This window comes from Melittangium boletus DSM 14713, assembly GCF_002305855.1.
In the GTDB taxonomy this organism is placed as follows: domain Bacteria; phylum Myxococcota; class Myxococcia; order Myxococcales; family Myxococcaceae; genus Cystobacter; species Cystobacter boletus.
This window is the reverse complement of sequence record NZ_CP022163.1, coordinates 2,624,968-2,650,984: the sequence shown is the minus strand read 5'-3', so window position 1 is coordinate 2,650,984 and position 26,017 is coordinate 2,624,968. Positions and strand designations below refer to the sequence as shown.

The window sequence follows — 26,017 nt, the reverse complement described above, 5'->3', positions numbered from 1 at the left end:
GCCTCAGTACTCGTTGCTCCAGATGAAGTCCGCGCCGCCCACCTGCGCGTCGCCGTACTGGGCTTCCACGCCCCAGCGCGGGCCGAACTGGTACTCCAGCCGCACGGAGTTGGCGTTCTCGCGCCGGGTGCTGGCCTGGCTCTGGGGTGCGCCCAGGCGGCCGCTGTAGCCGAGGTAGAGCTTGTCCGTGAGGTACTTGCCCACCTCCAGCCGCGCGCCCGCCAGGCCCTCGTCTCCGGACTCGATGGTGAGCACGTCCAGCGGCAGCTTCGCCGCCAGCGCTTTCTTGGCCTGCGAGGCCAGCACCGAGCCCAGCACCGACGCCACCTGGCTCTGGTTCATGGACGCGCCCGAGCCCGCCTTGAGGGTGCGCCGGCCCGTGGCCAGCAGCGTATAGATGTCCGTCTCCGGCAGCGGCGGATCGCTCGTGGGCTTGATGGTGAAGTCCTTGCCCTGGCCGCGCACGGCCACGTACACCTTCACGCCCGCGCTCTCGTTGTTGTACTCGGCGGTGGCGTTGATGTAGGGCGCGGCGGGCGGACCCGTGAAGCGCACCTGGCTGGAGTTCTGGATGTTGAAGCGCCGGCCGAGCACTTCCACGTCACCGCGCTTCACGAGCACGTTGCCGTTGATGGCGGTGGCCTCGGCGGTCTCCACGTAGAAGTTCTCCGACAGGCCGAGCTCCACGTTCACGTCCGCGCCCTGCACCCAGAGGTTGCGCGGGGCGTTGAGGGTGATGCGGATGCGGCGCACCGACTCGTCCGGCCGGGTGGGGCCCGCGCCGCCCGTGGCGCTGTCCGGGGTGTTGCCGTCCGGGGTGGCCACCGGGGCCGGCTTGTTCTTGGGCGGGCGGAGCGGCTGGCCCGCGCAGGTGAGCACGATGCCCTCGGGGCGATCGAGCGCCTGCAAATCCTTGCGCTTGGCGTCGGGCAGTTTCACGTGGGCCTCGGGAATGACGAGGTTCTTCACGTTGACGAACTGCGTGGACTTGGAGACTTCCCCCTCGAACTGGGTGCGCAGCTGCAGGATGGCGAAGAGCTGGTCGTCCAGCACGAGCGGGAAGTCGTTCAGGTGGCCCTCGCCGCTCAGGGTGTACGCGCCGGACGCGGTCCGGTCTCCCCGGGCCTTGAGCTGGAGGTCTCCGCCGCCGCTCTTCGCGGAGAAGTCGACGAGCTCCATGCGCTGATCGTTCACGCGCAGGGCCACGTGCACGTCGTGGTAGTCGCCCAGTCCCTCCAGGGCGAGGCGGCCCTGGTTCCACTCCAGGCGGCCCTTGATGACGGGCGAGCCGATGGTGCCATCCACGCGGAACTTCTCCATGACCAGCTCGCCGCCGAGGGTGCGCACCATGGGCAACTGGGAGCCGGACAGGAAGGACAGGTCGAACTGGTGCGAGTCCAGCTGCACCTCGATGGGGATGCGGTTCATGTCCAGGCCCTTGCGCAACGCGGGCAGGGACAAGTCCTGTTTCGCGCTGCCGCGTGCCATGAGCGTGCCGCCCTTGGGCGAGGTGAGCAGGGCCTCGAAGGCGGACTTCGCGGAGGCATAGGTGTAGTGCACGCTCGCGTGGCCGAGCCCCATCTGCTCCACGCCGATGTTCTGCACCCCGGCGGTGAGGTCCACCTGGGGATTGTCCAGGGTGCCGCGCGCGCGCAGGCTCAGGGCGACGACGTTCTGGGGCGTGGCGTTGGCGGGCTCCTCGCGCCGCTCGCCGTCGCGGCAGCGGGCGAGCACCCCGGCCTGGGGAGACACGCTGGCGAGGCCTTCCATCTCGCGCTGGGAGATGGGGCCGGCCTTGGCGGTGAGGGTGAAGGGCACCTGGCCCACCACGTCCTGGTCCTGCAGCGCCGCGAGCGAGGCGTTCACCCGCGCGTCCATCTGCGCGAGCAGGGTGCCGTTCCTCTTGGCGAGCAGCTGCACCTTCACGTCGGAGGGGCTGGTGACGACGGAGAGATTGCCGTCGATGGGCGGCACGCCGTTCACCGTGGCCTGCTGGGCCGTCATCTCGAGCTGCCCCACGGGGGCGAGCAGCGGGCCGGTGAGGTGCGTCTTCATGGACAGGGTGCCTCCCGCCTCGGTGGCCAGCCCGAACTGGGACAGCAGGGTGAGCGGCATCTCGGAGATCTCCGCGTCGAAGGCGCGCATGGGCGTGTCCAGCACCTGTGCCGCGGTGGGGGGCTTCGCCATCAGCCGGCCCAGGTTGAAGGGCGTGGCGAGGGTGGCGGTGGCCGTCTGGGCGATGCCGTCGAGCTTCAAGGTGGCGCTGAGCGAGCCATCCTGGTCATCGGAGTTCGCCATCAGCTCGAAGCCGAGCGGCTTGCCCAGCATCTCGGGAGGCAGGGCGCCGGGGGCGATGACGACGGGGGCGGCCTGGTCGGCGGTGACGCCCCAGTAGCGCAGGTCCTTGCCCTTGAGCGCGAGCTGGAGGCGCGGATCATTCGCCGTGCCCTTGAGCGTCAGGGTACCCGTCATCTGGCCGGTGACGGTCTCGGGCTGCTGGGCCATGCGCAGCGCGGGGCCCAGGTCCAGGTGCTCCACTGTCAGCTCCAGGTCCACGGGCTCGCGGCGCTGGCGCATCAGCCCCTGCACCGGCATGTCGAAGCGGCTGGAGACGCGGAAGGCGGGAGCGTTCGCGGAGAAGTGGCCCGTGGCGTGGTCGCGCACGTAGCGGCCGTCCAGGTCGAAGGACAGGTCCTCGTATTGCTGGTAGCGGCCGCCGCGCAGGGTGAGCTGGGCCTGGGCGTCGGGCTGGGACGTGCGTCCGTTCACCGTCACCTTGCCGGACAACAGGCCCGCCACGTCGAAGTCCGCGGGCAGGAAGGCCTTGGGCAGCCGGGAGAGATCGAAGGCGCGCAGCTCCGAGTTCGCCTGGATGCGCTCGCCCTCCATCTTCAGGGCGAGCGACAGCAACTGCTCGCCCGAGGTGAGGGTGAGCGCGGGTTTCACCTCCACGGTCTTGCCCCAGGACACGTGCGTGGGCGCCTGGAGCGTCCAGCCCTCCTCGGGGTAGCGCAGGGTGAAGGCGTCCAGCGCGAGTCCTTGGTGGTCCTTGTCCACGACGCCCGCGAGCGCGAGCGCCAGGTCCTCATCGCCCTCGGTGGTGAGGGACAGGTCGAGCTTGCGGCCCTGGGTGGCGAGCGTGGCGGCCAGGTTCTGGTAGTCGCGGCCGCCGGCGTGGAGCTGGCTCGCGCGGATCTTGGCGTCGGTGATGAGCGGTTGGGTGACGTCCGGCACGCGCACGTCCACCGTGAGGGCCTTCACGGACGTGTCCGCCCAGGCGAACGTGTCGAAGCCGCCCACGAGGCTCACGGAGGGCGCGCGCGGGGGGCCGGACACGTTGAAGCCCAGGGCGCCGTGGCCCGACAGGGGCAGGGGCTCGCCGCTGCCCAGCCGGCCCACGGTGTTGGCGAAGGTGCCCAGGTTGGCGGCCACGAGCTGGCCCTTGAGGTCGACGTCCTTCTGGGTGGCCACGCCCTGGGCGGTGAGGGTGACGCCGGGCGCGAGCGCCTGGAGCCGGGCGAGCGTGAAGCGGCCCTGTCGGGCGTCCACGTGCATCTCCACGGGCCCGAGCGTCTGGCCCGCGATGGGCGAGGCGGGCATGGAGAAATCCAGCTGGCCATCGAGCGTGTCCAGGCTCTTGCCGCCGCCCTTCACGCTCAGGTCCGCCGCGAGCGTGGCGGCGGGGCCACCGCCCAGCAGCTTCGCCAGGTCCAGTCCGCGCAGGCGGGCGGTGAAGCCGTCCGTGGTGAGCTTGTCGATGTCCAGCGCGCCCTGGGCCGTGAGCGTGCCGTCCGCGGCCTGGGCGTTGAGGTCCACCCGCACCAGGTCTCCCGCCATGGCCACGGTGCCCGCCAGCGTGACGGGCGTGGCCACGGGGTAGGAGGGGAGGACGGCGCGGCCCAGGGACGGCGCGAGGGTGAGGCGCTTCACGTCGGCGTGGTACTGCCCCTCGCCCTCCATGCCTCCGCTGGCCTGGAGCACGAGTCCGGGCGCATCGAAGTCCACCTGGCCGCCCAGCTTGCCTTCCTCGCCCTGGGCCGACAGCGTCAGGCGCACCGGGCCTTGCTGGGGCTTGTCCAGGCGCGCGGTGGCGTCGAGCTTCGCGGTCAGGGCCTCGGTGGCGGCCGCCCAGGACGCCGAGCCCGTGGCGTCCAGCGATTCCAGGCGCACCTCCGGGTTGCCGTTGGGCGGGGCGCTGTCCGGGGTCACCGTGACATAGGACACGGCGCCGCCCGCGAGCCGCAGCGACTCCAGGGTGAAGCGCAGCTTGCCGCGCGGCGCGTTGGGATCCTCGGGCTCGGGAGGCGAGGGCTCGCGCAGTTCAATGGCGCGCGAGAGGTTGAGGCCCCGCGCGTCCTGGCGGAGCGTGAGCCGGGGCTGCTCCAGGAGCGCGGAGCGCAGCACCACATGCTGTCGCAACAGGGGCAGGAGGGAGAGGTTCACCTCCACGCGCGCCAGCTCGGCGACCCGCTCGCCCTCGGGGTCATCCAGCGTCACCCCGGTGAGCACGAGGGTGCGTGGGCTCAGCGACAGTCCGGCGATTTCCACATGGCCGACCAGGAGCTGGTTGGCCTGGGCCACGGCGAAGTCCCGCAGCCGGGCCTCCCCGGGGGGACTCATCAAGTAGACGAGTGCTCCCACGAGGAGCAGGAGTACGAGCCCCACGAGGCCCGCCAGGCCCCAGAGGAGCCGACGCCCCCAGCGTCGCTGGGGTCTGGAAGGAGGAGTGGGAGTGGTCAAAACGCCTCTCCAATCGAGAGGAAGAAGGTGCAAAGGCCCTCGGGGGCTCCCGCGTACTCCCTCTCCACGTTGACGGTCCTGGGCGCGCCATCCGGGCCCGTGATGGTTTGTTTCTTCACTCCCAGTCCAAAACAGTCACCCAATCCACCGATGGTGGTCGTCTGGCCGGGGGTGCTGGTCAAGATGGGCAGCGGCTTGCCGATATTCAACCTCCGGGCCACGTCCAGGCGGATGGGCCCGACGATGGTGATGTAGCGCAGGCCGAGACCCACGGCCTGGTAGTGGTAGTCCCCGAAGACGCGGCCGCTCTCCTTGAGGACATCGTCCTGGCGGGGGCCGAAGGTGAGGGCCCCGTTGCCGGTCAACCCCGAGTCATGGAAGGCCGCGAGCGACAGCTCCGAGAACAGTTTGACGCGCAACTCCACGCTGGTTTCCACCAGGCTGTTGCCGCCCACGGGGACGACCCGGTCCGAGGGCTGTTCGGCGTCCAGGTTGAGGACGTTCATGGGGGACAGCCGGCGGCTGTTGAAGCCGCGCATGGAGGCGCCGCCGCCCGCGAAGAAGCGGTTGACGATGGCGCTGTCGGTGCGCACGCCATTCTCGACGGAGGTGAGGAGCGTGCCCAGGCGCAGCCGCGCCGCGAGCGTGAAGCGATCCCGGGGGCCGAAGGTGTAGTAGCCGCGCACGTCCGGCAGGATGCGCACGAAGTCGTAGTCTCCCCCGAGGAACTTCCCGCCTTCCTGGAAGGACAGCGAGGCGTAGAAGCCGCGGGTGGGCGCGAGCGGATCATCCCGGCGGTTGAGCTCGATGAACTGCTCCAGGAAGCTCACGGAGATGTTGCACGTGTCCGTGCTGCTGCTGTCCTTGCAGCCCAGCACGAGCGCGGGGGCGGTGGACTGGTCCACGCTGCCGCGCTGGCCCTTGAGCCGGTAGAGCTCCAGGTTGTAGGTGGGAGACAAGGACAGGTCCGGCCGGGGTTGCCAGACGACACCGGCGCGCGCCCGTCCGCCGATGTAGTTGTAGGCCTGCTCCAGGCCCCGCTCCGCGGTGAGGGACGTCTGCAGCCGCAGGTCTCGCGCGAGGAAGCGCGGCTGCTCGAACTGGGCGGAGAACTGGAAGACGGGCCCGTGGGGCGTGGTGAGGTTGGGCGCGTCGTTCACGCCATCCCCGTCCGTGTCGATCCGGTCGAACGCGGCGGTGATGTTGGGGATGAAGGCGTAGCCCACCCGGCTGGTGAGGGTGAGCTTGCGCAGGCCGCCGAAGAAGTTGCGGTGCGTCCACTCGCCGAGCACGCGGATTTCCTGCCGGGCCGCGTCCAGACCGATACCGCCGCCCGCGCGCACCGAGCGGAAGGGCGCCTCGCGCACGTCCACCACCACCGGCACCGTGCGGGCCTCCCGGTCCGGCGCGCCGCGGTTGACCTTCACCGCGCCGAAGACGCCCATGCGGAAGACGCGCGCCTGGGCATCGGACAGGGCGGATTCGCTGAACCACTCGCCCTTGCGCACCGAGCCCTGGGCCTGCTCGATGATGCGCCGGGGGTTCACCTGGGGGTTGGCGTCGGTGGCCACGAAGATGTTGCCGAAGCGGTAGCGCGGCCCCGGGAGGGCCCGGATGTTCACCGTCGCTCCCTGGCTGGCCAGGTCCACCTCCACCTCGCCGCCCACCTCCGCCTCGGCGTAGCCCAGCTCGTGCAGGCGCGCCTGGATCTGCTCCTTCGTGCCCGCCCACTGCTCCTCGCGGAAGGGAGCGCCCTGCGTGAGGGGCAGCCCGTCCAGGGCCTTGTTCCGGTGCGCCTGGGGCAGTTCGTCCAGGCCCGTCACGTTCACGGTGGTGACGAGCGTGGGCGCGCCCTCGTGCACCACCACTTCCAGCGCCACGGCGTCCTCGCCCCGGGGCTCCTGTTGGGAGGATTCGATCCGGGCGCCGTAGAAGCCCTGCGCCTGGTAGTAGCGGACGATGCGCTTGAGGTCCGCCTGCCAGGTGTTCGGGTCGAAATAGCTCGGCTCGCCAAAGGGGTTGAGCCGTACCCACCAGGGCGTCTGGGTGGTGAGGATCTTCTCCTTGATGTCGGAGGCCTTGACCTGCTCCGTGCCCTTGAGGTCGAGCTCGACCACCTTGGGCTGATCCGGCACCTGGGCGCCCTGCTTGTGGGCGCACCCGGCCGTCACGGCCACCAGGGCGAGGAGGGGAAGCAATCGGCGGGAGGGCGAAAGGAAGGCGACGTCCACACCGAGTACATAGTCTGGAAGTCGCCAGAGGGAAGCCCCGTCCTCGCGAGGGCTCCCGTCAAACCCATTGAGCGACGCTTGGAGGACATTTTGAAGGGGGGGCAGGGGGGAAGACGTGCATCCCGGACGCGGCTGCTCCAGAGTCTCGGGTCGTATGCCATGGCGAACGAGGGGATTGCTGGGAGCGGTGGCGCTCGTGGGGCTCACCGCCTGTGGGGTGAGCCAGGACGAGGCGGTGCGGCTCAAGGAGGGCGTGACGTTGGGCGACCCAGCCCGGGGCGGGTTGCAGAGCTGCACGACCTTTGGCTGCACCTACGCGGATGAGGCGTGCCTGCAGGTCTTCTTCGAGTACGGCCGCTCGCCGGCGCTGTGCCTCACCCTGGATGTGTGCGAGCGGCTCGAGTGCGAGCAGGAGGGCCAGCGGTGCGCCATCTTCGACGGCTTCCCCGGCCAGGTGAAATGCATCGAGCCGAGGGACTAGCGCTCCGGGTGCCGGGCCCGCTCCCGTGAGGAGGAGGGACCCGGCCTCGAGAGGGGACGTCAGCGGCCGGCCGAGGCGGTGAGCAGGCCCAGCTTCTGGGCGGCCTCGCGCGTCTTCTCGTCGGACAGCAGGTCCTCGGTGTTCTGGGCGATGCGGTAGCCCCAGTTGGCGTCGCCGATGGAGCCCGGCAGGTTGATACGGTCCTTGGTGCCGAGCACGTCCTGCCAGGGCAGCACGCACAGGTCGCTGCCCGAGTTGAGCGTGGAGGCGAGCGTGGCGCGGTGCACCTCGGGGGTGAACTCGCGCGTGACGTGGACGCCCTGGAACTCGGGGTAGACGCGGGCCATGCCGTGGCGCTCCGCGTCGTTGGCGGCCTCCCACCAGTCGGCCACGGGCTCGGTGTCGTGGGTGCCGGTGGTGGCGAGCGACACGGCCGGAAAGGCGTGCGGATCGCGGTACACCCCGTCATCGCGCTCCCAGCGCATCACCCGGTAGCCGGGCAGCCCCAGGTCCTTGAGGATGGCGCGCACGAAGGGAGGAACCACGCCCAGGTCCTCGGCCACGATGCCGGCGCCCTCGGACAGGAGGCGGAAGTGGTGCTCGCCCTGGCGCCTCCAGGCCTCCTCGTTGTCGGGGACGAAGCGGCCCGTGGGCGTCTTCTCGTCGCGGATCCACTGGCGGAAGTAGCCCACCGCGTGGTCCACCCGGCGCAGGTCGTAGTAGCTGGCGGCCTTGGTGGCGCGCGACTTGAGCCAGCCGTAGTCGCCCTTGGCCATCTCCGCGAAGTCGAAGTAGGGCAGGCCCCAGTCCTGGCCCGTGGCGGAGAAGTCGTCCGGAGGCACGCCCAGGCGCGCGTCGCGGCGCAGGATGTCCCGGTGCGCCCACACGTCCGAGCTGTCCTGGCCGATGATGAAGGGCTCGTCGCCGCACAGCAGCACGCCGCGCTCCTTGGCCTGGGCGCGCACCGCGTTCCACTGCGTCTCGGCCACCCACTGCAGCCAGGCGTGGTAGCGCACCTGGCGCTCGAGCCGCGCCCCTTCCGCCTGGAGGGCCTGGGGCTCGCGGTTCCTCAAGGGCTCGGGCCACTCCCACCAGGCCGTGTGGTTGCGCTCGTCGGAGATGGCGGTGTAGAGCGCGTAGCTCTCCAGCCACTCCCCCTGCTGCTTCCTCCAGGCGCTGAAGGCCTGGGCGCGCTCGCCCTGGGGCCACTGGGTGCGCTCGAAGTGCTCGAAGGCCCGGCGGAAGGCGGCGCCCTTGAGCTTGAAGACCAGGTCATAGCGCACGCGGGGGGCGGCGCGCGCCTCGGCCAGCATGCGCCGCTCTTCGTCGGAGAGCGCCGCTTCGCCCCCCGTGGCGTGGAACTCGGGCAGCGCGCCCAGGTCGATGAAGAGGGTGTTGAGGCCGAACGCCGAACGCGTGGCGTAGGGGCTGGGGTCTCCCGGGGCGGTGGGCAGGAGCGGCAGCAGCATCAACATCCGCTGACGCGCCGCCTCCATCCAACGGAAGAGGCCATTGAGCCCGCCGAAGTCGCCGATACCAAAGTCGTTCTTCGAGCGGACGGAGAAGAGAGGGAGCAGGAGGCCGGAGATGCGGCCGGTGGATGCCATGGTGGGCGCACAATGCACCACGCGCCCCGTGCTGTGAACTGTCCTGGCTACTGGACTTGGGTTCCAGGCGCTTCTCGATCTCCACCAGAGAACACATCTTCGGGTACGGGGCAGTCAACATGTGAGCCGACCCCCGGTCGCGGGCGCCGCGAGTCCGCTTGACGGCCAGGGGCCAGACTGGGAGGGTGCGCCCCCACATGTCCGACGAGGCCATCAAGGAAGAGGACCGCCAGATGGTGGACCGCGCCCAGGGGGGCGACATCAGTGCCTTCGAGGCCCTGGTGGAGGCCCATCGCGACAAGGTGTACGGCCTGGCCCTGCGGATGACCCGCTCGGAGGCGGACGCCGCGGAGATTACCCAGGACACCTTCCTCTCCGCCTACCAGCACCTCAAGGAATTCCGGGGGGATGCCGCCTTTGGCTCGTGGGTGCACCGCATCGCGGCCAACAACGCGCTCATGCGGCTGCGCCACCGGCGCGTGGTGCAGGCGGCCGAGGGAGAGCTCCAAGGTCCGGAGTTCACCGAGCGGGGGAGCCTGTCCGTCTATCCCACCCGGGATTGGAGCCGGGACGCGGAAGGGCGCATCCTGGACGCGGAATTGGGGCATGCCATCCAGGAGGCGACGGGCCGGCTGCCCGAGGGGTACCGGGAGGTCTTTCTCTTGAAAGACGTCGAAGGGCTCAGTTACGAACAGATCGCCGAGGTGACGGGGAATTCCATTCCCGCCATCAAGAGCCGGTTGCATCGGGCGCGACTCGCCCTTCGCGAAGCCATCGACCGGTTCTACAATCAGGGTCATGCGAGCGGGTGAAACCCATCAGGGGGCGGGGCATCTTCGTGAATGACGGAGAAGGCCACGGCCGAGGTTCGGATGTACACGTGTAAAGACGCCATCAACCTGCTGCAGAACCTGCTCGACGGGGAGATGTCGCCCGAGGAGCGGCAGCACCTGCGAGAACATCTGGCGGGCTGTACTCCCTGCGTGGACTTCCTTCGCACCTACCGGGCGACGCCGGAGTTGTGCCGCAAGGCGCTCGCCGAGAAGATGCCCAAGGAAGTCTCCGCGAAGCTCACCGAGTACCTGCGCTCGCGCATCAAATCCGCCTCGTGAAATTCCATCTCAAGACGCTGTCGCTGCCCGAACTCCAGGAAGCCCTGGCGCCTGTCGCCCCCTCGCCCGTGGCGGTGCGCAAGGTCTTCGCCGCCGTGTTCGCCCATGGGGCCTCCACCGTGGAGGAGGTCTGCCAGGCGCCCCAGGTGCCCAAGCGCGTCGCGGACTTCCTGCGCCAGAACGCCGAGATGAGCCGGCTGCAGGTGGTGGAGCGGCGCCAGGCGGAGGACGGCTTCGTGAAGTACCTCTTCGCCTCGCCGCTGGGTGGTCGGGTGGAGGCCGTCCGCATCCCCATCTTCGACCACAAGTACGTGGTGTGCATCTCCAGCCAGGTGGGCTGCGCGCTCGCGTGCGACTTCTGCATGACGGGCAAGCTCGGCTTCCAGCGCAACCTGCGCACCTGGGAGATATTGGATCAGGTGCTGCAGATCCGCGCCGAGGCGGACCGGCCCGTCCGGGGCGTGGTGTTCATGGGCATGGGCGAGCCCCTGCTCAACTACAACGAGACGCTGCGCGCCGCGCGGATCCTCTCCCACCCGGCGGGCTTCGCCATCGCGGGCCCCTCCATCACCTTCTCCACCGCGGGCCTGGTGCCCGCCATCCGGCGCTACACGAGCGAGGGGCACCCCTACCGGCTGGCCTTCTCGGTGACGAGCGCCATTCCGGAAAAGCGCCTCCAGGTGTTGCCCATCGAGAAGGCGCACCCGCTGCCGGAGCTGGTGGACGCCATCCGCGAGTACGCCACGGTGCGGCGCGAGCGGGCGATGCTCGCCTACGTGGCCATCAGCGGCTTCAACACGGGGCGCGAGGACGCGGTGGCGCTCCAGCGGCTCTTCGAGGGCATCCCCATCAAGGTGGACCTCATCGACGTGACGGACCCCACGGGCAAGTACCTGCCTCCCTCGGCCGAGGAGCTCAAGGCGTTCCGCGACCATCTGCAAATCCTGGGGGCGCCCATCGCCCGGCGCTACTCGGGTGGCAAGGAGATTGGCGCGGCGTGTGGCACGCTGGAGGCCTCCCAATACGGTGGCGTGGTCCTCCCGCCGCCCGCGACCCTCGGCCCCCACTAGCCCGGAGACCCCTCGATGGTGGAGTTCCTGGACCAGTTCATCGCGCAGCTGGGACTGTGGGGTCTGGCGGTGTTCTTCGTGGCGGCGGCGCTGGAGTACGTGGTGCCGCCGTTTCCGGGAGACACCATCACCCTGCTGGGGGGCGTGTTCGCGGTGCGCGGCGACCATCCCTGGCCGCTGATGTTCGGCGTGGTGGTGGCGGGCAGCGTGCTCGGGGCCTTCATCAACTACCAGGTGGGGCATTGGCTGGGGGACCGCTTCGAGCGGCATCCCGGCAAGCCCTTCTTCGGCATCACCCATGCGCGGCTGGAGGCGTTGCAGGCGCGGATGCGTCAGCGGGGCCCCTGGCTGCTGATGATCAACCGCTTCCTGCCGGGCATCCGCGGGCTCATCTTCGTGGCGGCGGGCGCGGCGCACATGCCCCGCATCAACGCGCTGTTCTTCGGGACGCTGTCGGCCATGGCGCACACGGCCCTGGTGCTCGCGCTCGGGGTGACGGTGGGCGGCAACCTGGATCGGCTCGAGTCGTTGATGCACCGCTACCAGCGGGCCTCCGTCCTCCTGGTGTGCATTGCCCTGGGGCTGGTGGCGATCCGCGCGCTCATCAAGCGCGGGACTCCCGCCACGTAGCCCCGGGCGTCTGTCGCCGTCAGCGCCCGGCGGGCGGCTCGGGCGTGTCCATCCACAGGTGCTCGAAGCGCACCTGGGGGGGCGTCTGTTGCAGCCGCAGGCCCTGCACCTGGGCGTTGGCCGCCGTGTGCATGCGGTTGTGGAAGAGCGGGACGACGGGGCAGTCCTCGAAGGCGATGCGCTCGGCGAGCCGGTAGAGCCGCTTGCGCTTCTGCGGATCGACGGTGACGCGCGCCTCCACCGTGAGCCGGTCGAACTCCGCGTTCTGGTAGCCCAGGGAGTAGAGCAGCTGCGCCTTGGAGTGCAGGTGGAAGTAGAGGAAGTTGTCCGGGTCCGGGTAGTCGGCGATCCAGCTCACGCGGAAGGCGGCGAGCGTCCCGTCGCGGCGCCGCTCGGCGTAGTCCTCGGCGCGCAGCTCCACGTGCCGCAACTCCACGAGCCGTGCTTCCACCAGGGGCCGGAAGAGCAGGGCGTCCTCGGCCGAGGTGTCGCGGCCCTGGGGGTGGTAGAGCGTGAGCGGGAGCGTCCGCACGCCGGCCTCGCGCAGCAGCCGTTCCGCCTGGGCGATGTCGAGCGGGAACTCGGGTGACGACCCCTCTTCGTCCAGCAACTCCGGGGGCGTCAGCGTCCGCGCCACGCGCGCGCCCTTGTGGAAGCCGTTCACCAGCGACTGGACGTCCAGGCCCGCGCGGATCGCCTTGCGCACGCGCACATCATTATAAGGAGCCTCGCGCAGGTTGAAGCCGAGGAACGCCGTGGAGGGCGTGGTGCTGGTGACCACCTGGTGCCCGTCCTGCTCCAGGGATTCCACCTGCCGGATGAACAGGTGCGACACCATGTCCACCGTGCCCTGGCGCAGCGCGGTCACGCTCTGCTCGCGCGATTCCATCAGGTGGAACTCGAGCCGATCCAACAGCGGCTGGCCCCGGCGCCAGTAGCTGGGGTTGCGCTCCATCGTGATGCGCTCCGTGCCGAAGTCCACCAGCCGGAAGGGGCCGGTGCCCACGGGCTGCCCCCGCGCGTCGAAGCGCGCCACCGCCGTGCCCGGCAAGGCCATCAACTGGAGGAAGAAGGCCTTGGGCTCCTCGAGCCGGATCTCCAGCGTCAGGTTGTCCACGGCCTCGATGCCCGTCACCTCGCGCGACTGGCCTCCGAGGTACGCCCGGGCTCCCTCCACGTCCTCCAGCAGCCCCCGGTCCGGCGATTTCAGCGCGGGGTCCAACAGCCGCTCGAAGTGACGCTTCACGTCGCGCGCCGTGAGGGGCGTGCCATCGTGGAAGGTGACACCCGAGCGCAGGTGGAAGCGGTAGCGGCGCGCGGAGGGGTCCGCCTCCCAGCGCTCGGCCAGGTCCGGCACGAGCACGCCATCCTCCAGCCGCAACAGACTGGAGAAGACGCACGAGCTCATCTCCAGGATTTGATTCTCCATGGAGAAGAGGGGATCCAACCCGGTCACGGTCCGGATGAAGGCCGCCTGGTGGATGCCCGCGCGCAGCGTGCCTCCCGCGTTCGGGGCCGGTAGCCGGAAGCGGAACACCTCGCCGTCGAGGCTCTGCGCCTCGAGCGCGAGCTGCTCCACCGAGCGGCTCAAGCCGTCGCCGATGCGCAGCACCTGGAGCGCGTCCTGGCGCACCTGGGCCACTTCGTCGCCAATGGCCGCGTCCCCGCGCATGAGCACGCCGTGCGCCGCGCGGATCTCCTCGATGGCGGTGCTCAGCCGCACCACCGCGCCCGACAAGTCCCGTCCGGTGCGTGCCTGGCCCTCCGCCTTCTGCGAGGCCTCCTGCGCGAGCTTCGCCATCTGCAGCGTCTGGTGCACCAGCTCCCGCCCGTGGCCCGCCTGCTCGATGGCCGCCCGGGTCACGTCGTCCACGCGCCGGGCCACCCGGCGGCTCGCCTCCACCACCGTGGAGCCCTGGGCCTCCAGCCGCTTCGTCTCGGCCACCGTGGCCTCCACCGCGGAGAAGGTGCGCTGGGTGATGGCGCGGATTTCCCGCAGCGCTTCCGCCGCCCGGTCGCCCAACTGCACGCCCGTGCCCGCCTGCTCGCGGCCCTCCTTCACCAGCGACACGGCCGTGCCCACCTCGCGGCGGATGCCCCCCACCATGGTGGCGATCTCCCGCGTGGAGCGCGCGGTGCGCTCGGCGAGGCTGCGAATCTCGTCCGCCACCACGCCGAAGGGCCGGCCCTGCTCACCCGCTTGCGCCGCGATGATGGCGGCGTTGAGCGCGAGCAGGTTCGTCTGATCGGCGATCTCCTGGATGACGTCCACGATGCGGCCAATCTGGGTGGAGCGCACGCCGAGCGAGTCCACCAGCTCCGCCGTCTTGCGCACCGTCTCCTCCACCCGGTACATGCCCTGCACGCAGTCGTTGACGAGCACCGCGCCGTGCTCGGCCGTGGCCGTCACCGCGTGGGCGAGCTGGTTGGTCTCCGAGGCGCGGTGGCGCACGGCGTCGATGCCCGTCAGCACCAGTTGCACGAAGGCCTCGGCCTCGCTCGCGAAGCGCGCGAGCTCATCACCCGAGGAGGCGATGTGGTGCAGCCGCTCGCTCATGGACTGCACCTGCTGCGTGGTGCGGTGCGAGAAGTCATCCAGCGCGAGCAGCGCCTCGGCCACCTGTCCGAGCCGGTCCGACATGTCCGTGAGCGAGCCGTTGGTCTCCTGGGCGAAGGTCTCCAACTGCGCCACGCGCTTGCCCGCGGCCTGCAGGCTGTGGCCCATGCTCACCACGGACTGCTGCGAGCGCTCCACCGCGCCGCCCTGCCGGTGCGCGGCCTCGAGCAGCACCCGCACCTCGTCGGACACCTCCTGGCAGGTGCGGCGCACGTTGCCCGTCACGCGCTGCACCTGGCCGAGCGCGCGGCGCAGGGAGAAGAGCAGCCGGTGCGCCTCGCGTTGCTCGCGCGTGCCGCTGTAGTAGGCGCCGTTGGTCAGGTCTCCCTCGGCGAGCCGCGCGAGCAGGCCGGCGCGCTCGCGGATGCGGTCCCTCGCCCAGAGGAACCAGAACAGGTAGCTTGTGCCGAACACCACTCCGGGCGGGCCGAGCAACAACACGCCCCAGCTGGCCCCATTCAGGGGTTGCGCGGCGACGAGGTGGAGCAGTCCGCCCAGCACGAGGGACAACACGAGCGAGGCGACGATGACGAAGGAGAGAAGGTACTTGTTGGCGCCCATGGGAGACCGAAGCCACACCGTACCTCGCATCGTCGCCCGGTTCCTCAACCGTGCTCTCCGGGGCCTCCAGGCCCCCCTGCTCTCCGCGCTCCTGCTCTCCCTGCCCGCGAGGGCTGGCGCCCCCTCCGCTCCTTCTGTCTCCGAGGAGGCGCGCTTCGTCTTCTCCTGGAAGGGCATTCCCCTGGGCACCGTCACCCTGGCCTTCGCGCCCGGAGCCCGGCGCTTCACCTATACATCGCGTCACGTGCACACGCGCTCTGGGCATGTGGGGCAGCGCACCCGGGAAGTGGCCCTGGTGCTGACGCCAGACGGGCACGTGGAAGGCCGGGCGAGCGTGCCCCAGTCGTGGTGGCTGTGGCGGGGGCCGCCCGCTCCCGGATGTGTCACGGGCCGCGAGGAGCTGTCCGGACGCGAGGGGCCTCATTGTGTCACCGCCGTCCGGGACGGCGCCGTGGAGGGCACGATGCTCGGTCAGCCCTTCACGGCGCGCTACGACGCGCGGGGCCGGCTTCAGGGACTGGAGGTCGGCGAGTCGCGCTTCACCGGGGTGGCCGCGGGGACGCGGCTGAGGCCTCCGCCGGACCTCTTCGTGGAAGGCGTTCCCGTGGAGGGCACCCGGGGAGCGCTGGGCTTCGCGCCCCCGTGGCCCGTCGTGCGGCGCCCCTCGTGGGTGACGGACTGGCGGGCGGACGAGGCGCGGGCGCTCGCGGCGGAGGTCCATGCGGCGTTCGCGGAGAAGGCGCCGGGGGCGGCGGATTGGAGCGACACGGGCGAGGGCGAGGGCGGCGCGTGTCTGGCCCACGCGGCGCGCTTCGCGGCCCGGGCGGCGGCGCGAGGCCAGCGCGTGGCGTTGGTGCAGGGACTGCTCGCCGTGGACGCGGGCCCGGCCCGTCCGCATGCCTGGGTGCGTGTGGGGCTCGCGGGCGGGGGGACGTTGGACCTCGACCCGACGTCGTTGGATCCGGTCCTCCCGGGGACGCACCTGCCGCTCGCCCTGGCCGAGCCCGGTGCTCCGGCGGTGGAGGCCGGGGAGCGCTGGCTCGCGCTCCTGCGCGGCGAGCACCGCGTGGTGCGCGCCCGCTAGTCGAAGGGGATGACGGACAGCCGGGCACCCACGGGGGCCTGCAGCATCTCCTTGGCGCGCGCGGGCAGGTAGGCCGTCTTGTCGTCCAGCCGCGCCGTCGTCCGCACCGCGCGGAAGCGATTGCGGCCCGAATCGCGCTCGTAGCCGACGAGCACGTCATCGCCCTCCATGTCGAAGTCCTCCGCGGCCAGCTTCACCGAGCGGTAGCGGCGCACGAGCGTGATGTCGGCCAGGTTGGCCTCGAAGTGGGGGCCCCCGTCGAACGGATCGATGCGCTCCACGTAGCGGAAGCCGATGCGCTCGAGCATCCGCTGCACGCCCTGGGTGTTGGGGCCCACCTCGCCGAGCACCTTCTGCACGCGCTCGGGAAAGAGCGACGCGTAGACGTCCGAGGCCGGGAAGAGCTCCTTGATGAACTCCTTGTTCTGCCGGCTCAGGCGGTCCGCCTCCTGGTAGTCCAGCCCGGTGAACTTCTTGCCGCACGCCTCCCACAAGAGGCTGCGCCCGTCGGGCATGAGCGGCGGCAGCAGCTCGGCGAGCACCCGCGGGCGGAAGAGCCGCTTGTGCATGGCCATGAAGAGGAAGCGCGCGTAGGACAGCTGCTTGCCGGGCTTGTCCGCGGTGGCGCGGTGGGGCGGGTCCACCACGAGGCCGCCAATCTCCGTGGGGCCCTCGTAGTTGTAGCCGATGGAGAGCACCTTGTGCCGGAAGTGCCGGCCGATGCTGGCCGAGTAGTGCTCGCGCTCGGACACGTCGTAGTAGATGTGCGGCGCCTCGTAGGTGCCATGCTGCGCGATGATCATCGACGTGCCGATGATGAGCTCGTTGCGCACGTCCTCGAGGACGAAGAGGTACTCCCGCTCGAAGGGGTTCTTCACCTTGTCCGAGAAGCTCTTCACGGACTTGTCGATGATGGCCTCGAGCGTTTCCTCGTTGTTGGGCAGGTTGACGGTGTTGAGCACCGCGGCGAGCCGCTTCAGGCCGGGCAGGTCGGTCTTCTGGACATCGCGCAAGACGAGCATGGGGCACCTGCGTCCCCCCCTCCGACGGGGAGTCCGCTGACAGGGAGGAGCACCTTACACCACCCGGGGGGGCAGTCAGCCGCGCTCACCGTCCTGGCGAGCGACGCGCCGCGTCGGTTTCCTCGTCTTGTTGTCTTCCGGTAACCCGGGCGCTTGTTCGTCTGTCTGCTCTATTGTCAAGGGAGAAGAAATGACAGCCGCTTGAAATAAAACATGAACGTGAGAGCGTGCGCTTCGCCGTTGGCGGTCAAACCTCCACGATGGAGCGCCTTTGAGAAGACTCCTGCTTTCATTGCTCACCGTGCTGCTGCCAGGGCTGTCGTGGGCGGGTGTTGTGTGGAGGGGGGACTTCGAAACCGGTGGCATCGGGCAGTACTCGAGCACCCAGCGGGTGAGCGCGGACCGGCTCCAGGTGGTTCAAAACCCTGTCACCCAGGGCCGCTACGCGCTCAAGGCCACGGTGCGCCAGGGGGACAACCCCATCAACTCCAGCGGCAATCGCAACGAGCTCGTCTACCTGAGCAAGGAGAAGGAGGGCTCGGAGTATTACTACCGCTGGCAGGTGATGTTCGCGCCGGACTTCCCGAGCGTGAATACCTGGCAGGTCTTCACCCAGTGGCACCACGAGGGCTGCTGTGGCTCACCGCCCGTGGAGTTCTTCGTCAAGGGCGAGGAGATCCGCCTCACGCTCACCAACACCACCACGCCGTGGAAGACGAAGCTGGTGCGCGGGGAGTGGCAGGACTTCATCTTCCACGTGAAGTGGTCCTCGAGCGCGTCCACGGGCTTCGTGGAGCTGTGGCACAACGGCAAGCTCGTGCTGTCCAAGCTCAAGCACGCCACGATGTACCCGAACGACGGCATCTACCTGAAGCTCGGCCTGTACCGCAGCGACACCGTGCAGCCCGTGGGCGTCGTGTACCACGATGGTTTCACCCAGGCGACGCAGTGGGAGGACGTGCGGCCCGTCGAGCCCACGCCCGTCGAGCCCACGCCCGTCGAGCCCACTCCTCCCGCGGATGCTGGCACGCCCGAGCCCGACGCGGGGACGCCCGAGCCCGACGCGGGTGTTCCGTCCGAGGAGGGCCCGCCCGTGGATTCCACGTCGCCCACTCCCTCCCTCCCGGAGACTGGCTCCGCCGTCCCACCGTCCTTCGAGACCATCTCCCACGAGGTGGGGTGCTCCAGCGCGGGTGGGTCGCTCGGAGTGCTGGCCTTGCTGGGGCTCGGAGGCCTGCTGCGCCGCTCGCGGCGCGGGTAGCCTGGCGGTGGCGCCCGGTGGACGGGAGAGGTAGTGTGGTGGAGTGCGACGCCCGAAGTCGAACCCCAGATCCCCGCCCACGAAAGAGGAACTGCTCGCCGCGGTGGGCGCGAAGATGCCAGATGTCATCGCGCCCGGCTTGAAGGTGCTCTTCTGCGGCATCAACCCGAGCGTGTACTCGGCCGTGGTGCGTCACCATTTCGCCCGGCCGGGCAACCGCTTCTGGCCGGCGCTGTATGCCTCGGGTTTCACGGAACGCCTGCTCACGCCCTATGAGCAGGAGGAATTGCTCGCGCGGGGCTGTGGCATCACCAACGTGGTGGAGCGGGCCTCGGTGTCGGCGGACACGCTGACGGCCGCGGAGTACGCCGAGGGCGGACGCCAACTGGAGGCGAAGGTGCGGCGCTACCAGCCGCGCTACCTCGCGGTGCTCGGCATTGGCGCATGGCGCACGGCCTTCCAGAAGCCCAGGGCGGTGCTGGGGCCTCAGCCCGAACCGCTCGGGGGCGCGCGTGTCTGGGTTCTCCCCAATCCGAGTGGACTCAACGCACACTACCGCCCGGAGGACCTGGCGCGGTTGTTCCGCGCCTTCCGCCTGGCGGCGGAGTCGGACGGTTAGGTTTCGCCACAGACCAGAGCAAAGGCTCGGCCGTTCGGCGCACTCGCGGAGTTGTAATAGGTGGCCGTGCCAGTCGTCCGCTGCGGGTGGATCTCCATCATCCAGCGCCCCGCGGCCCGAACATCATCGATGTTCGCATACACGAGGCATCTGCCCTGGGCCGCTCCGTCCTGGTCCTTCCGGAACAGGTTGAGGCCCATCACTCCGTTCGAGGACAGGAGGACGGTGCAGGTGCTCGTCATGCTTCCATCCGACATGAAATAGACGCGGTGCTGGAGGGCGAAGTTCTCCGAGCCGTTGTTGGCATTGCCGACGCACAGGTAGGTCTGGGCCGGCGTGGCGCCTGACGGTCCGGGAGGACCGGGCGGGCCCGGAGGACCAGGGGGGCCCGAAATGCCCATGGGACTGGGTGCATCGAGAACCCAGGCGGTGAGGAGGAAGGGGACGAGGAAGGAAGTGAATCGCATGGCTGCTCCCGAAGGGCTGGACGGGAAACACCCTAGACACTTCGTTTCCGTTGCTCGATTCCTCCAAAGGGGGATGGCGCGGGCTGGGCTCTTCTGGCCTACGCGCGCGAGCTCGTCAGCTGGCGGTGCAGGTCAGGGCGAAGACGCGGCCGTCCAGAGGGCTTCCCGTGTTGCGGTAGGTGGCTGAACTGGACGTGCGCTGGGTGTTGGTCTCCATCGTCCAGATCCCGCCGTTCTTGGTGCTATCGATGTCCGCCGCGAGGATGCACTGGGCCCCGGCCGCCTCGGGCTGGCCACCTCGCCACATGTTGATGCCCGTCACCCAGAGGGCTCCATCCGCGACGTTGCAGGTCGCAGTCACGCTTCCGTCCGAGAAGGTGTAAACGGTATGGATGAGGGCGACATTCGCCGTGCCGTTGTTGGCCGTTCCGGTGCACACGTAGGTCTTGTTCAGCGTGGCGCCCGTTTCGCCCTGAGGGCCTTGGGGTCCGGCGGGGCCCGCGGGGCCGGTTTCACCCGGGCCGCAAGCGGTGGCGAGGAGGGACATCAGGACGAGGGGCGTGAGACGCATGGGAACTCCCGAGGGGTTGAGGCGCGCGCACCCTAGGCGTCCCGTCCTCGGAAGATCTGTACTCCTCTTGGGGTATGGCGCGGAGGGGAGCGGTGTGCCACCGTGGCCGTGCTCGGGCGCATCCCGCGAACGTGTTAGCCTTTCAGGTGATGGCTTCCTCGAACAAGGTCGCGCTCGTCCTCAGCTACCAGTACCCGGGCAAATACGCGCTCACCGTCCTCGCCGGAGCGGTGGAGTCGGACGAGGTGGGCCAGCACGTGGCCCTGCGCTTTCCCCGGGACCGTGAGTCCCTGCTGGCCTCGGTGCGCGAGTGCCTCGACGCGGGCTACCAGGTGGCGGTGGCCTGGTCGTTCTACTCGGCGAGCTTCCCCGCGGCGGCCGAGGAACTGGCGTGGTTGCGCGAGCGGCTGGAGGGCCGCGAGGTGTTGTGCCTCGCGGGCGGGGTGCACGCCACGGCGGAGACGGAGCAGACGCTCCGTGCGGGCTTCGACCTGGTGGCGGTGGGCGAGGGCGAGGCCGTCTTGTTGGATCTGCTTGGCCGGATGACGCGGGGCGAGGAGCCTCGGACGACGCGGGGCTGGTCGCGGCTGGTGGACGGGCGCATGGTGTCCCAGGGCCGGGGCGAGGGCGTGATGTTGGACAAGTACCCGCCCTTCGCGGCGAAGAACGCGAAGTTCGGAGCGATCGAGATCACCCGGGGCTGCATCTACGCATGCCGCTTCTGCCAGACGCCCTTCTTGAACAAGGCGCGCTTCCGGCACCGGAGCGTGGAGAACATCACGCACTGGGTGCGGGTGATGCGCGAGGCGGGCAAGCGGGACGTGCGCTTCATCACGCCCACGTCCATGTCCTATGGCACCCAGGATGAGACGATGAACCTGGAGGCACTGGAGCGGATGCTCGCCGCGGTGAGGGAGACGGCCGGACCCGAGGGCCGGGTGTTCTACGGGACATTCCCCTCGGAGGTTCGGCCCGAGCACGTGACGCCCGAGGCGCTGGCGCTGCTCAAGCGCTACGTGGACAACGACAACCTCATCATCGGAGGCCAGTCCGGCAGCGAGCGCATCCTCCAGCAGACGCACCGGGGCCACGACGTGGAGACGGTGGTGCGGGCGGCGAGCCTCGCGGTGGAGTGGGGCTTCGTTCCCAACGTGGACTTCATCCTCGGCCTGCCGGACGAGAGCCCCGAGGACGTCCAGGCGACCCTGGCGTTGATGAGGCGTCTGGCGGACCTCGGGGCGAAGGTGCACGGGCACACGTTCATGCCGCTGCCCGGAACGCCCTATCGGGATGCGCCGCCGGGCTCGGTGGATGACGAAACCCGGAGGGAACTGGACCGGTTGGCTTCACAGGGGCGGCTGTATGGCCATTGGAAGCAACAGGTGCAGTTGGCCAAGGGCATCGCCACGCGGCGCCAGCCCCGGCGCTGAGCCCAGACGGTGACACCGGATCACTTCGCGGGCGCGGGCGGCTGGACGAGCTTCAAGTCCAGCTCGTTCAGCTTCGAGAGTACCCGGTCGAAGCGGAAGGGCGGTGGCGTTTGTGGGTACACGTGGCCCGCGTAGGGGTCTCCGAGCGTCCGGAAGAAGGACTCGAAGAGCCCCGGGGTCAGAAAGCCAATCATGCGCGTGTAGTGGCTGTTGAGCTGGTAGGCGTGGAGGGTGCGGGCGGGGGCGTGGACGAAGTCGCCCGGAGCCATCGTCAAGGTCTCGTGATTGACCCGCATCGTCATGGAGCCATCCAGACAGAAGAACGTCTCGGTGTGCTTCTCATGGTAGTGCGTGGGGATCATGTCTCCAGCGGGGCCCTCGTTCATGACGACGAGGAACTTGCCGCCGCTCGTCTGTTGATCTCCCAGGAACGAGAAGAGCTGCTCTCCCGCCACCAGCCGCTGGCCCTCCCCGGAGGCGAGAACGTAGGGGACCTTCTTGTCGGGAACCTCGCCGTTGCGCACGCGTTGGGGAGCGCGCTTGCCTGGCGTCTTGGTCTCGAAATGGACGTCGGCCCGGGCCTCCGCCTGCTTCAAGAGCTCCTTGGCGATCGCGGGCCTGGCCTCCGGGGGCTGCACATAGCCCGCGTAGGGTTGGCCGAGCGTCTGATAGAGCGGCGCCATCTCGCCTCCCGTGCTCCAGGAGATGAGTTGAGTGCGGTGGCCACGCATCGTGAAGGCATGCGGGGTTCCCTCCGGAATGCTCGCGTAATCGCCACGAATCATCTGGTAGTGATTCTGTCCAAGCCAGAGCTCGACCTCGCCGTCGAGCACGAAGATCGCCTCGTGCGTTCGCGCATGGGTGTGCAGCGGCAGATTCGCGTCCCGGCCTCCCGTGAGGACGGCGGCCTCGAACAGCTCTCCCGTGTCCGCTCCCCGCGCGATGAGGCTCGCGACCAGCCCGCCCACCAGATAGCGCTCACCTTCCCCATTGCGGATGAAGTACGGCACGACCTGGCCTGGCAGTTTTCCCTCGGGCACGACCTTCTGGATATCGAGGCCAGTGTCTTGCCTGGACGTCTCCGCCGCTCGGGCGCTCGGGCCCAAACCCAGGGCGCATAACCCGAGTGCCACCGCGCCACGCGCCAGCCTCCTGCTCAATGCCTGTCTCATGTGGATTCCGCCTGCGTGTTTCCGGGGGAGGACTCCCCAGGGTGCGATGAAGATGGGGGGGATGAATTGAGAAGTCCAATCGATTAGAGTGCCACTTTTAATCATCGGGAGTGATGAATGGAGCTGCGCCACCTTCGCTACTTCGTCGCCGTGGCCGAAGAGCTGCACTTCGCGCGCGCCGCCGAGCGGCTGCGGATCGTTCAGCCCGCGCTGAGCATGCAGATCAAGTCGCTGGAGGAGGAGCTGGGGACCCGGCTGTTGGAGCGAACCCGGCGCCATGTCGCGCTCACCGAGGCGGGCCGGCTCTTCCTCGAGGAGGCGCGCCGGACGCTGGAGCAGGCGGAGCGGGCGGCCCGGGTCGCGCGGCGCGCGGGTCAGGGGGAACTGGGGCGCATCGGGCTTGGCTACTCCGTCAATGCCGCCTACTCGGGCGTGCTGGCCCGGACGCTCAAGGGCTTCCGCAAGCGGGCGCCGGATGTCGAGCTGCTGCTCCAGGAGTTGCACCCGTTCGACCAGCTCGAGGCCCTGCTCGAACGCCGCCTCCAGGTGGGATTCCTCACGGCGCCCTCCCTGCCCATCCCGCCGGAACTGGCCACGGTGCGGGTGGAGACCTGGCCCTTGATGGTCGCCCTCCCCCCCGAGCACCCCCTGGCCGCACGCGACAGCGTCCCCGTGCAGTTGCTGAAAGAGGAGTCCTTCGTCGACTACACGGGCTCCAAGGACGAGCAGGGGTTGCCCGCCCTGCAGAGCATTGGGGACACGGTCCCACGTGTTCGCTATCGCGTCTCCAACATCCCGGCGGTCATCAGCCTGGTGGCGGCGGGCCTCGGCATCGCCCTGGTTCCCGCCTCCCTCGTGTCGCTCCACATCGGCGGAGAAGTCGCTTATCGCCCGCTCACCGGCGTGGCCCGGCGGATGGAGCTGTCGGTCGCGTACCGCCGAGACGATCAGGCGCCCGCCGTGCGGATCTTCCTGGAAGTCGTTCGCGGCCTGTCCGGGTAACTGAGGGTTGACGGGGGTTCTGGGGTCGGTCATCTCGCTCTCATGGCCGATCGCCTTCCCCATGATGTGCCCCCGCCCACCGACGACGAACTCAGGCTCACACTTCGGCGCCTCGAGGAGAGCGAGCAGCGGCTGTCGCTCGCGCTGGAGGCCGCGAGCCTGGGAACGTGGGCGTGGGAAATCTCCTCGGACACGCTGTTCCTGGACGAGCGCTGCAAGCGGATTTTCGCTCTGGGGCCCGACGGCTTTCAGGGAAGCTTCCGCCACGATTTCCTCCAACTCGTGCATCCGGAGGACCGGGCGCGCCTCGTGGAGCATGTGGAGGCGAGCGTGCGCGCACACTCCTCCTTCCAGCTCGAGTACCGGGTGGTGTGGCCCGACGGCGGCATCCACTGGGTGCAGGCGGTCGGCCGCGCCTACGACGACGCGAATACGGGTGAGCCCTCGCGAATGGCGGGAACGCTGACCCTCATCGACGAGCAGAAGACCCAGAAGAGTCGCTTCGAGCAGGTGGTCGCCGCGGCGGGCCTTGGCCTCTGGTATCGCGACCTGCCGCACGGCGCCTTCACCTGCAACACCACGTACCGCGAGCATTACGGCCTGCCCATGGACGGCGAGGTGACCCACGACATGCTCCACGAGCGCATCCATCCGGAGGACCGGGCGCGGGTGTGGAGCGCGGCGCGGCGCGCGATCGAGGAGCAGGCGTCCTACGACCTTCGCTTCCGGGTATCTCCCTCCGAGGGCGCGCCAGTTCGCTGGTTGCACACCACCGGCCGCGTCTTCTACGACGCGAAGGGACAGCCGCAGCGCTTCGAAGGTGTCACGCGGGACATCACGGCCGAGCGCGAACTCGAGGAGTCCTTGCGCCAGACGCTCATCGAGAAGAACGAATCGCTGCAGACCCTGGAGATCATCAACCACGCGGGCCAGACGCTGGGCGCCGAGCTGAAGCTGGAGAGGCTGGTGCAGGGCGTGACGGACGCCGCGACCCAGCTGACCCGGGCCTCGTTCGGCGCTTTCTTCTACAATGTGCTGAACGAGCAGGGGCAGTCGTACATGCTCTACACGCTCAGTGGCGTGCCGCGTGAGTCCTTCGCGAAGTTCCCCATGCCGCGCTCGACCCGCGTCTTCGAGCCCACCTTCAAGGGTGACGGCATCGTCCGCAGCGACGACATCACGAAAGACCCGCGCTACGGCCACAACCTGCCCCACCACGGAATGCCCGAGGGCCACCTCCCGGTGCGCAGCTACCTCGCGGTGCCGGTGACCTCACGCTCGGGCGAGGTGATTGGCGGGCTGTTCTTCGGCCACCCCACGCCGGGCGTCTTCACCGCGCGCGAGGAGCGGCTGGTGGCGGGGCTCGCGGCGCAGGTCGCCGTGGCGATGGACAACGCCCGGCTCTTCCAGCGGGCCCAGGAGGCCGTCACGTCGCGAGACACCTTCCTGTCCATCGCCTCACACGAGCTGCGCACGCCCATCACGACCATGAAGCTGATCGCGCAGCACATGCGCAAGCGCATCCTCGCGAAGGATCCGGCGGCTTTCGCGCCCGAGCGTGTCACCCGGCTGGTGGAGCAGACGGAGCGCTCCATCGACCGGCTCAGCCGGCTCGTGGACGACATGCTGGACATCTCGCGCATCGCCACGGGCCGACTGCAACTGCAACTGGAATCGGTGGACTTGAGTGAGCTCACGCGCGACGTGGTGGAGCGCTTCGAGCAGCAGCTCAGCGAGGCGGGCCACACGCTGGAGTTGCAGCTCACGCCGGGTCTGGTGGGGCACTGGGACCGGGATCGGCTGGAGCAGGTGCTCGCCAACCTGCTGACCAACGTCCTCAAATACGCGCCCCGGGCGCCCCTCAAGGTGAGCACCCGGGGACAGGGCGATCATGCCTTGCTCGAGGTGGAGGACCGAGGGCCGGGCATTGCCGCGAAGGACCAGCACCGAATCTTCGAGCGCTTCGAGCGGCTCGTCACTCCGAGCGAGGTGAGCGGCCTGGGACTGGGCCTGCACATCGCCAAGCATATCGTCGAGGCGCATACGGGCCGCATCCATGTGCGCAGCGCCGTGGGCGAGGGGGCACGCTTCATCGTCGAGCTGCCGGTATCCGGGCCCACGGGCACGGCGTCTGGTGATGGGTCACCCGCGTCGGCGGGACGAACGTCTGACCCTCTCTTATGACGGCGGGCCCGGGGCAACGCCCTGTGTCGCGGGAACGCTTAACCTGTTCCGACCCGCGTGGAGGGGGGGCTTGGGTCCGTCCTCTTGTCAGGCCGGGGAGTCGTGGCGACCTTCCCGCTCGGGGAGCGTGTCCATGAGCCAACCGAGGCGGGCGTC

At 69.5% G+C, this 26,017-nt stretch carries 19 protein-coding genes; 11 read left to right on the top strand and 8 right to left on the bottom strand.

Translation table 11 applies throughout. The features are described 5' to 3' along the window. Positions 1-3: 3 nt before the first annotated feature. Together MEBOL_RS10985 and MEBOL_RS10980 are read right to left on the bottom strand one after the other, a co-directional pair. Complete coding sequence (locus MEBOL_RS10985) at positions 4-4,740, bottom strand: translocation/assembly module TamB domain-containing protein (RefSeq protein ID WP_095977378.1); 4,737 nt, start codon at positions 4,738-4,740, stop codon at positions 4-6. Next, a complete protein-coding gene (locus MEBOL_RS10980; RefSeq protein ID WP_095977377.1) occupies positions 4,737-6,971 on the bottom strand; it encodes a BamA/TamA family outer membrane protein in 2,235 nt (744 codons plus the stop codon). Before MEBOL_RS10980 ends, MEBOL_RS10985 begins: the two co-directional genes overlap by 4 nt. A 154-nt stretch (positions 6,972-7,125) precedes the next feature. Between MEBOL_RS10980 and MEBOL_RS10975 the strand changes: the two genes are divergently transcribed. Continuing rightward, positions 7,126-7,452, top strand: coding sequence for a hypothetical protein (locus MEBOL_RS10975; RefSeq protein WP_095977376.1), 327 nt, complete (start codon positions 7,126-7,128; stop codon positions 7,450-7,452). Between the two features lie 59 nt (positions 7,453-7,511). On the opposite strand, the gene MEBOL_RS10970 is transcribed toward MEBOL_RS10975, so the two are convergent. Then, positions 7,512-9,059, bottom strand: coding sequence for a 4-alpha-glucanotransferase (locus tag MEBOL_RS10970; protein WP_095982706.1), 1,548 nt, complete (start codon positions 9,057-9,059; stop codon positions 7,512-7,514). A 197-nt stretch (positions 9,060-9,256) separates the two neighbouring features. On the opposite strand from MEBOL_RS10970, the gene MEBOL_RS10965 reads away from it, so the two are divergent. From MEBOL_RS10965 to MEBOL_RS10950, 4 genes are read left to right on the top strand one after another with little or no spacing between them, the layout of a single operon-like run. After that, on the top strand, positions 9,257-9,871 hold the full coding sequence (locus MEBOL_RS10965; protein ID WP_095977375.1) for an RNA polymerase sigma factor: 615 nt from the start codon (positions 9,257-9,259) through the stop codon (positions 9,869-9,871). A 60-nt stretch (positions 9,872-9,931) separates the two neighbouring features. Then, positions 9,932-10,171 carry an anti-sigma factor family protein gene (locus MEBOL_RS10960; RefSeq protein ID WP_095982705.1) on the top strand — a complete coding sequence of 80 codons (240 nt, stop codon included), beginning with the start codon at positions 9,932-9,934 and terminating at the stop codon, positions 10,169-10,171. Beyond that, the gene (locus MEBOL_RS10955) at positions 10,168-11,241 is read left to right on the top strand and encodes a radical SAM protein (protein ID WP_095977374.1); all 1,074 of its coding nucleotides are present in this window, start codon (positions 10,168-10,170) and stop codon (positions 11,239-11,241) included. Before MEBOL_RS10960 ends, MEBOL_RS10955 begins: the two co-directional genes overlap by 4 nt. A 15-nt stretch (positions 11,242-11,256) precedes the next feature. After that, entirely contained in the window at positions 11,257-11,871 is a 615-nt protein-coding gene (locus MEBOL_RS10950) for a DedA family protein (protein ID WP_095977373.1), read from the top strand. Positions 11,872-11,890: 19 nt separating this feature from the next. On the opposite strand, the gene MEBOL_RS10945 is transcribed toward MEBOL_RS10950, so the two are convergent. Beyond that, positions 11,891-15,049, bottom strand: a complete 3,159-nt coding sequence (locus tag MEBOL_RS10945; RefSeq protein ID WP_095977372.1) for an ABC transporter substrate-binding protein — start codon at positions 15,047-15,049, stop codon at positions 11,891-11,893. Between MEBOL_RS10945 and MEBOL_RS10940 the strand changes: the two genes are divergently transcribed. Continuing rightward, positions 15,036-16,133 (top strand): transglutaminase domain-containing protein, encoded by a 1,098-nt coding sequence (locus tag MEBOL_RS10940; RefSeq protein WP_245919642.1) that lies wholly within the window; start codon positions 15,036-15,038, stop codon positions 16,131-16,133. The two genes, MEBOL_RS10945 and MEBOL_RS10940, sit on opposite strands and share 14 nt — an antisense overlap. On the opposite strand, the gene MEBOL_RS10935 is transcribed toward MEBOL_RS10940, so the two are convergent. Continuing rightward, a complete protein-coding gene (locus tag MEBOL_RS10935) occupies positions 16,130-17,155 on the bottom strand; it encodes an arginine N-succinyltransferase (protein ID WP_095977371.1) in 1,026 nt (341 codons plus the stop codon). The two genes, MEBOL_RS10940 and MEBOL_RS10935, sit on opposite strands and share 4 nt — an antisense overlap. Positions 17,156-17,426: 271 nt before the next feature. Here MEBOL_RS10935 and MEBOL_RS10930 point away from each other — a divergent pair, with 271 nt between their 5' ends. Both MEBOL_RS10930 and mug read left to right on the top strand, forming a co-directional pair. Further along, on the top strand, positions 17,427-18,416 hold the full coding sequence (locus tag MEBOL_RS10930) for a polysaccharide lyase family 20 protein (RefSeq protein WP_095977370.1): 990 nt from the start codon (positions 17,427-17,429) through the stop codon (positions 18,414-18,416). Positions 18,417-18,459: 43 nt separating this feature from the next. After that, complete coding sequence (gene mug / locus MEBOL_RS10925; protein ID WP_281256651.1) at positions 18,460-19,035, top strand: G/U mismatch-specific DNA glycosylase; 576 nt, start codon at positions 18,460-18,462, stop codon at positions 19,033-19,035. Here the strand turns inward: mug and MEBOL_RS10920 are convergent. Beyond that, positions 19,032-19,502 carry a hypothetical protein gene (locus MEBOL_RS10920; RefSeq protein ID WP_095977369.1) on the bottom strand — a complete coding sequence of 157 codons (471 nt, stop codon included), beginning with the start codon at positions 19,500-19,502 and terminating at the stop codon, positions 19,032-19,034. The two genes, mug and MEBOL_RS10920, sit on opposite strands and share 4 nt — an antisense overlap. Positions 19,503-19,617: 115 nt before the next feature. Further along, positions 19,618-20,073, bottom strand: a complete 456-nt coding sequence (locus MEBOL_RS10915) for a collagen-like protein (protein ID WP_095977368.1) — start codon at positions 20,071-20,073, stop codon at positions 19,618-19,620. Between the two features lie 149 nt (positions 20,074-20,222). On the opposite strand from MEBOL_RS10915, the gene MEBOL_RS10910 reads away from it, so the two are divergent. Beyond that, positions 20,223-21,503 carry a TIGR04013 family B12-binding domain/radical SAM domain-containing protein gene (locus MEBOL_RS10910; RefSeq protein WP_095977367.1) on the top strand — a complete coding sequence of 427 codons (1,281 nt, stop codon included), beginning with the start codon at positions 20,223-20,225 and terminating at the stop codon, positions 21,501-21,503. A 20-nt stretch (positions 21,504-21,523) separates the two neighbouring features. Here the strand turns inward: MEBOL_RS10910 and MEBOL_RS10905 are convergent, their stop codons facing one another. After that, positions 21,524-22,543 (bottom strand): quercetin 2,3-dioxygenase, encoded by a 1,020-nt coding sequence (locus MEBOL_RS10905; protein WP_245919640.1) that lies wholly within the window; start codon positions 22,541-22,543, stop codon positions 21,524-21,526. 249 nt (positions 22,544-22,792) lie between these two features. On the opposite strand from MEBOL_RS10905, the gene MEBOL_RS10900 reads away from it, so the two are divergent. After that, positions 22,793-23,677 (top strand): LysR substrate-binding domain-containing protein, encoded by an 885-nt coding sequence (locus MEBOL_RS10900; RefSeq protein WP_095977365.1) that lies wholly within the window; start codon positions 22,793-22,795, stop codon positions 23,675-23,677. 42 nt (positions 23,678-23,719) lie between these two features. Next, positions 23,720-25,861 carry a PAS domain-containing sensor histidine kinase gene (locus MEBOL_RS10895; RefSeq protein WP_170115485.1) on the top strand — a complete coding sequence of 714 codons (2,142 nt, stop codon included), beginning with the start codon at positions 23,720-23,722 and terminating at the stop codon, positions 25,859-25,861. The last annotated feature ends 156 nt before the right edge of the window (positions 25,862-26,017 follow it).

Bases quoted from the DNA above. Each gene is read 5' to 3' on its own strand.
- MEBOL_RS10975 (WP_095977376.1), top strand. From the start codon at position 7,126: ATGCCATGGCGAACGAGGGGATTGCTGGGAGCGGTGGCGCTCGTGGGG.
- MEBOL_RS10970 (WP_095982706.1), bottom strand. From the start codon at position 9,059: ATGGCATCCACCGGCCGCATCTCCGGCCTCCTGCTCCCTCTCTTCTCC.
- MEBOL_RS10965 (WP_095977375.1), top strand. From the start codon at position 9,257: ATGTCCGACGAGGCCATCAAGGAAGAGGACCGCCAGATGGTGGACCGC.
- MEBOL_RS10960 (WP_095982705.1), top strand. From the start codon at position 9,932: ATGTACACGTGTAAAGACGCCATCAACCTGCTGCAGAACCTGCTCGAC.
- MEBOL_RS10950 (WP_095977373.1), top strand. From the start codon at position 11,257: ATGGTGGAGTTCCTGGACCAGTTCATCGCGCAGCTGGGACTGTGGGGT.
- MEBOL_RS10945 (WP_095977372.1), bottom strand. From the start codon at position 15,049: ATGGGCGCCAACAAGTACCTTCTCTCCTTCGTCATCGTCGCCTCGCTC.
- MEBOL_RS10935 (WP_095977371.1), bottom strand. From the start codon at position 17,155: ATGCTCGTCTTGCGCGATGTCCAGAAGACCGACCTGCCCGGCCTGAAG.
- MEBOL_RS10920 (WP_095977369.1), bottom strand. From the start codon at position 19,502: ATGCGATTCACTTCCTTCCTCGTCCCCTTCCTCCTCACCGCCTGGGTT.
- MEBOL_RS10915 (WP_095977368.1), bottom strand. From the start codon at position 20,073: ATGCGTCTCACGCCCCTCGTCCTGATGTCCCTCCTCGCCACCGCTTGC.
- MEBOL_RS10910 (WP_095977367.1), top strand. From the start codon at position 20,223: ATGGCTTCCTCGAACAAGGTCGCGCTCGTCCTCAGCTACCAGTACCCG.
- MEBOL_RS10900 (WP_095977365.1), top strand. From the start codon at position 22,793: ATGGAGCTGCGCCACCTTCGCTACTTCGTCGCCGTGGCCGAAGAGCTG.
- MEBOL_RS10895 (WP_170115485.1), top strand. From the start codon at position 23,720: ATGGCCGATCGCCTTCCCCATGATGTGCCCCCGCCCACCGACGACGAA.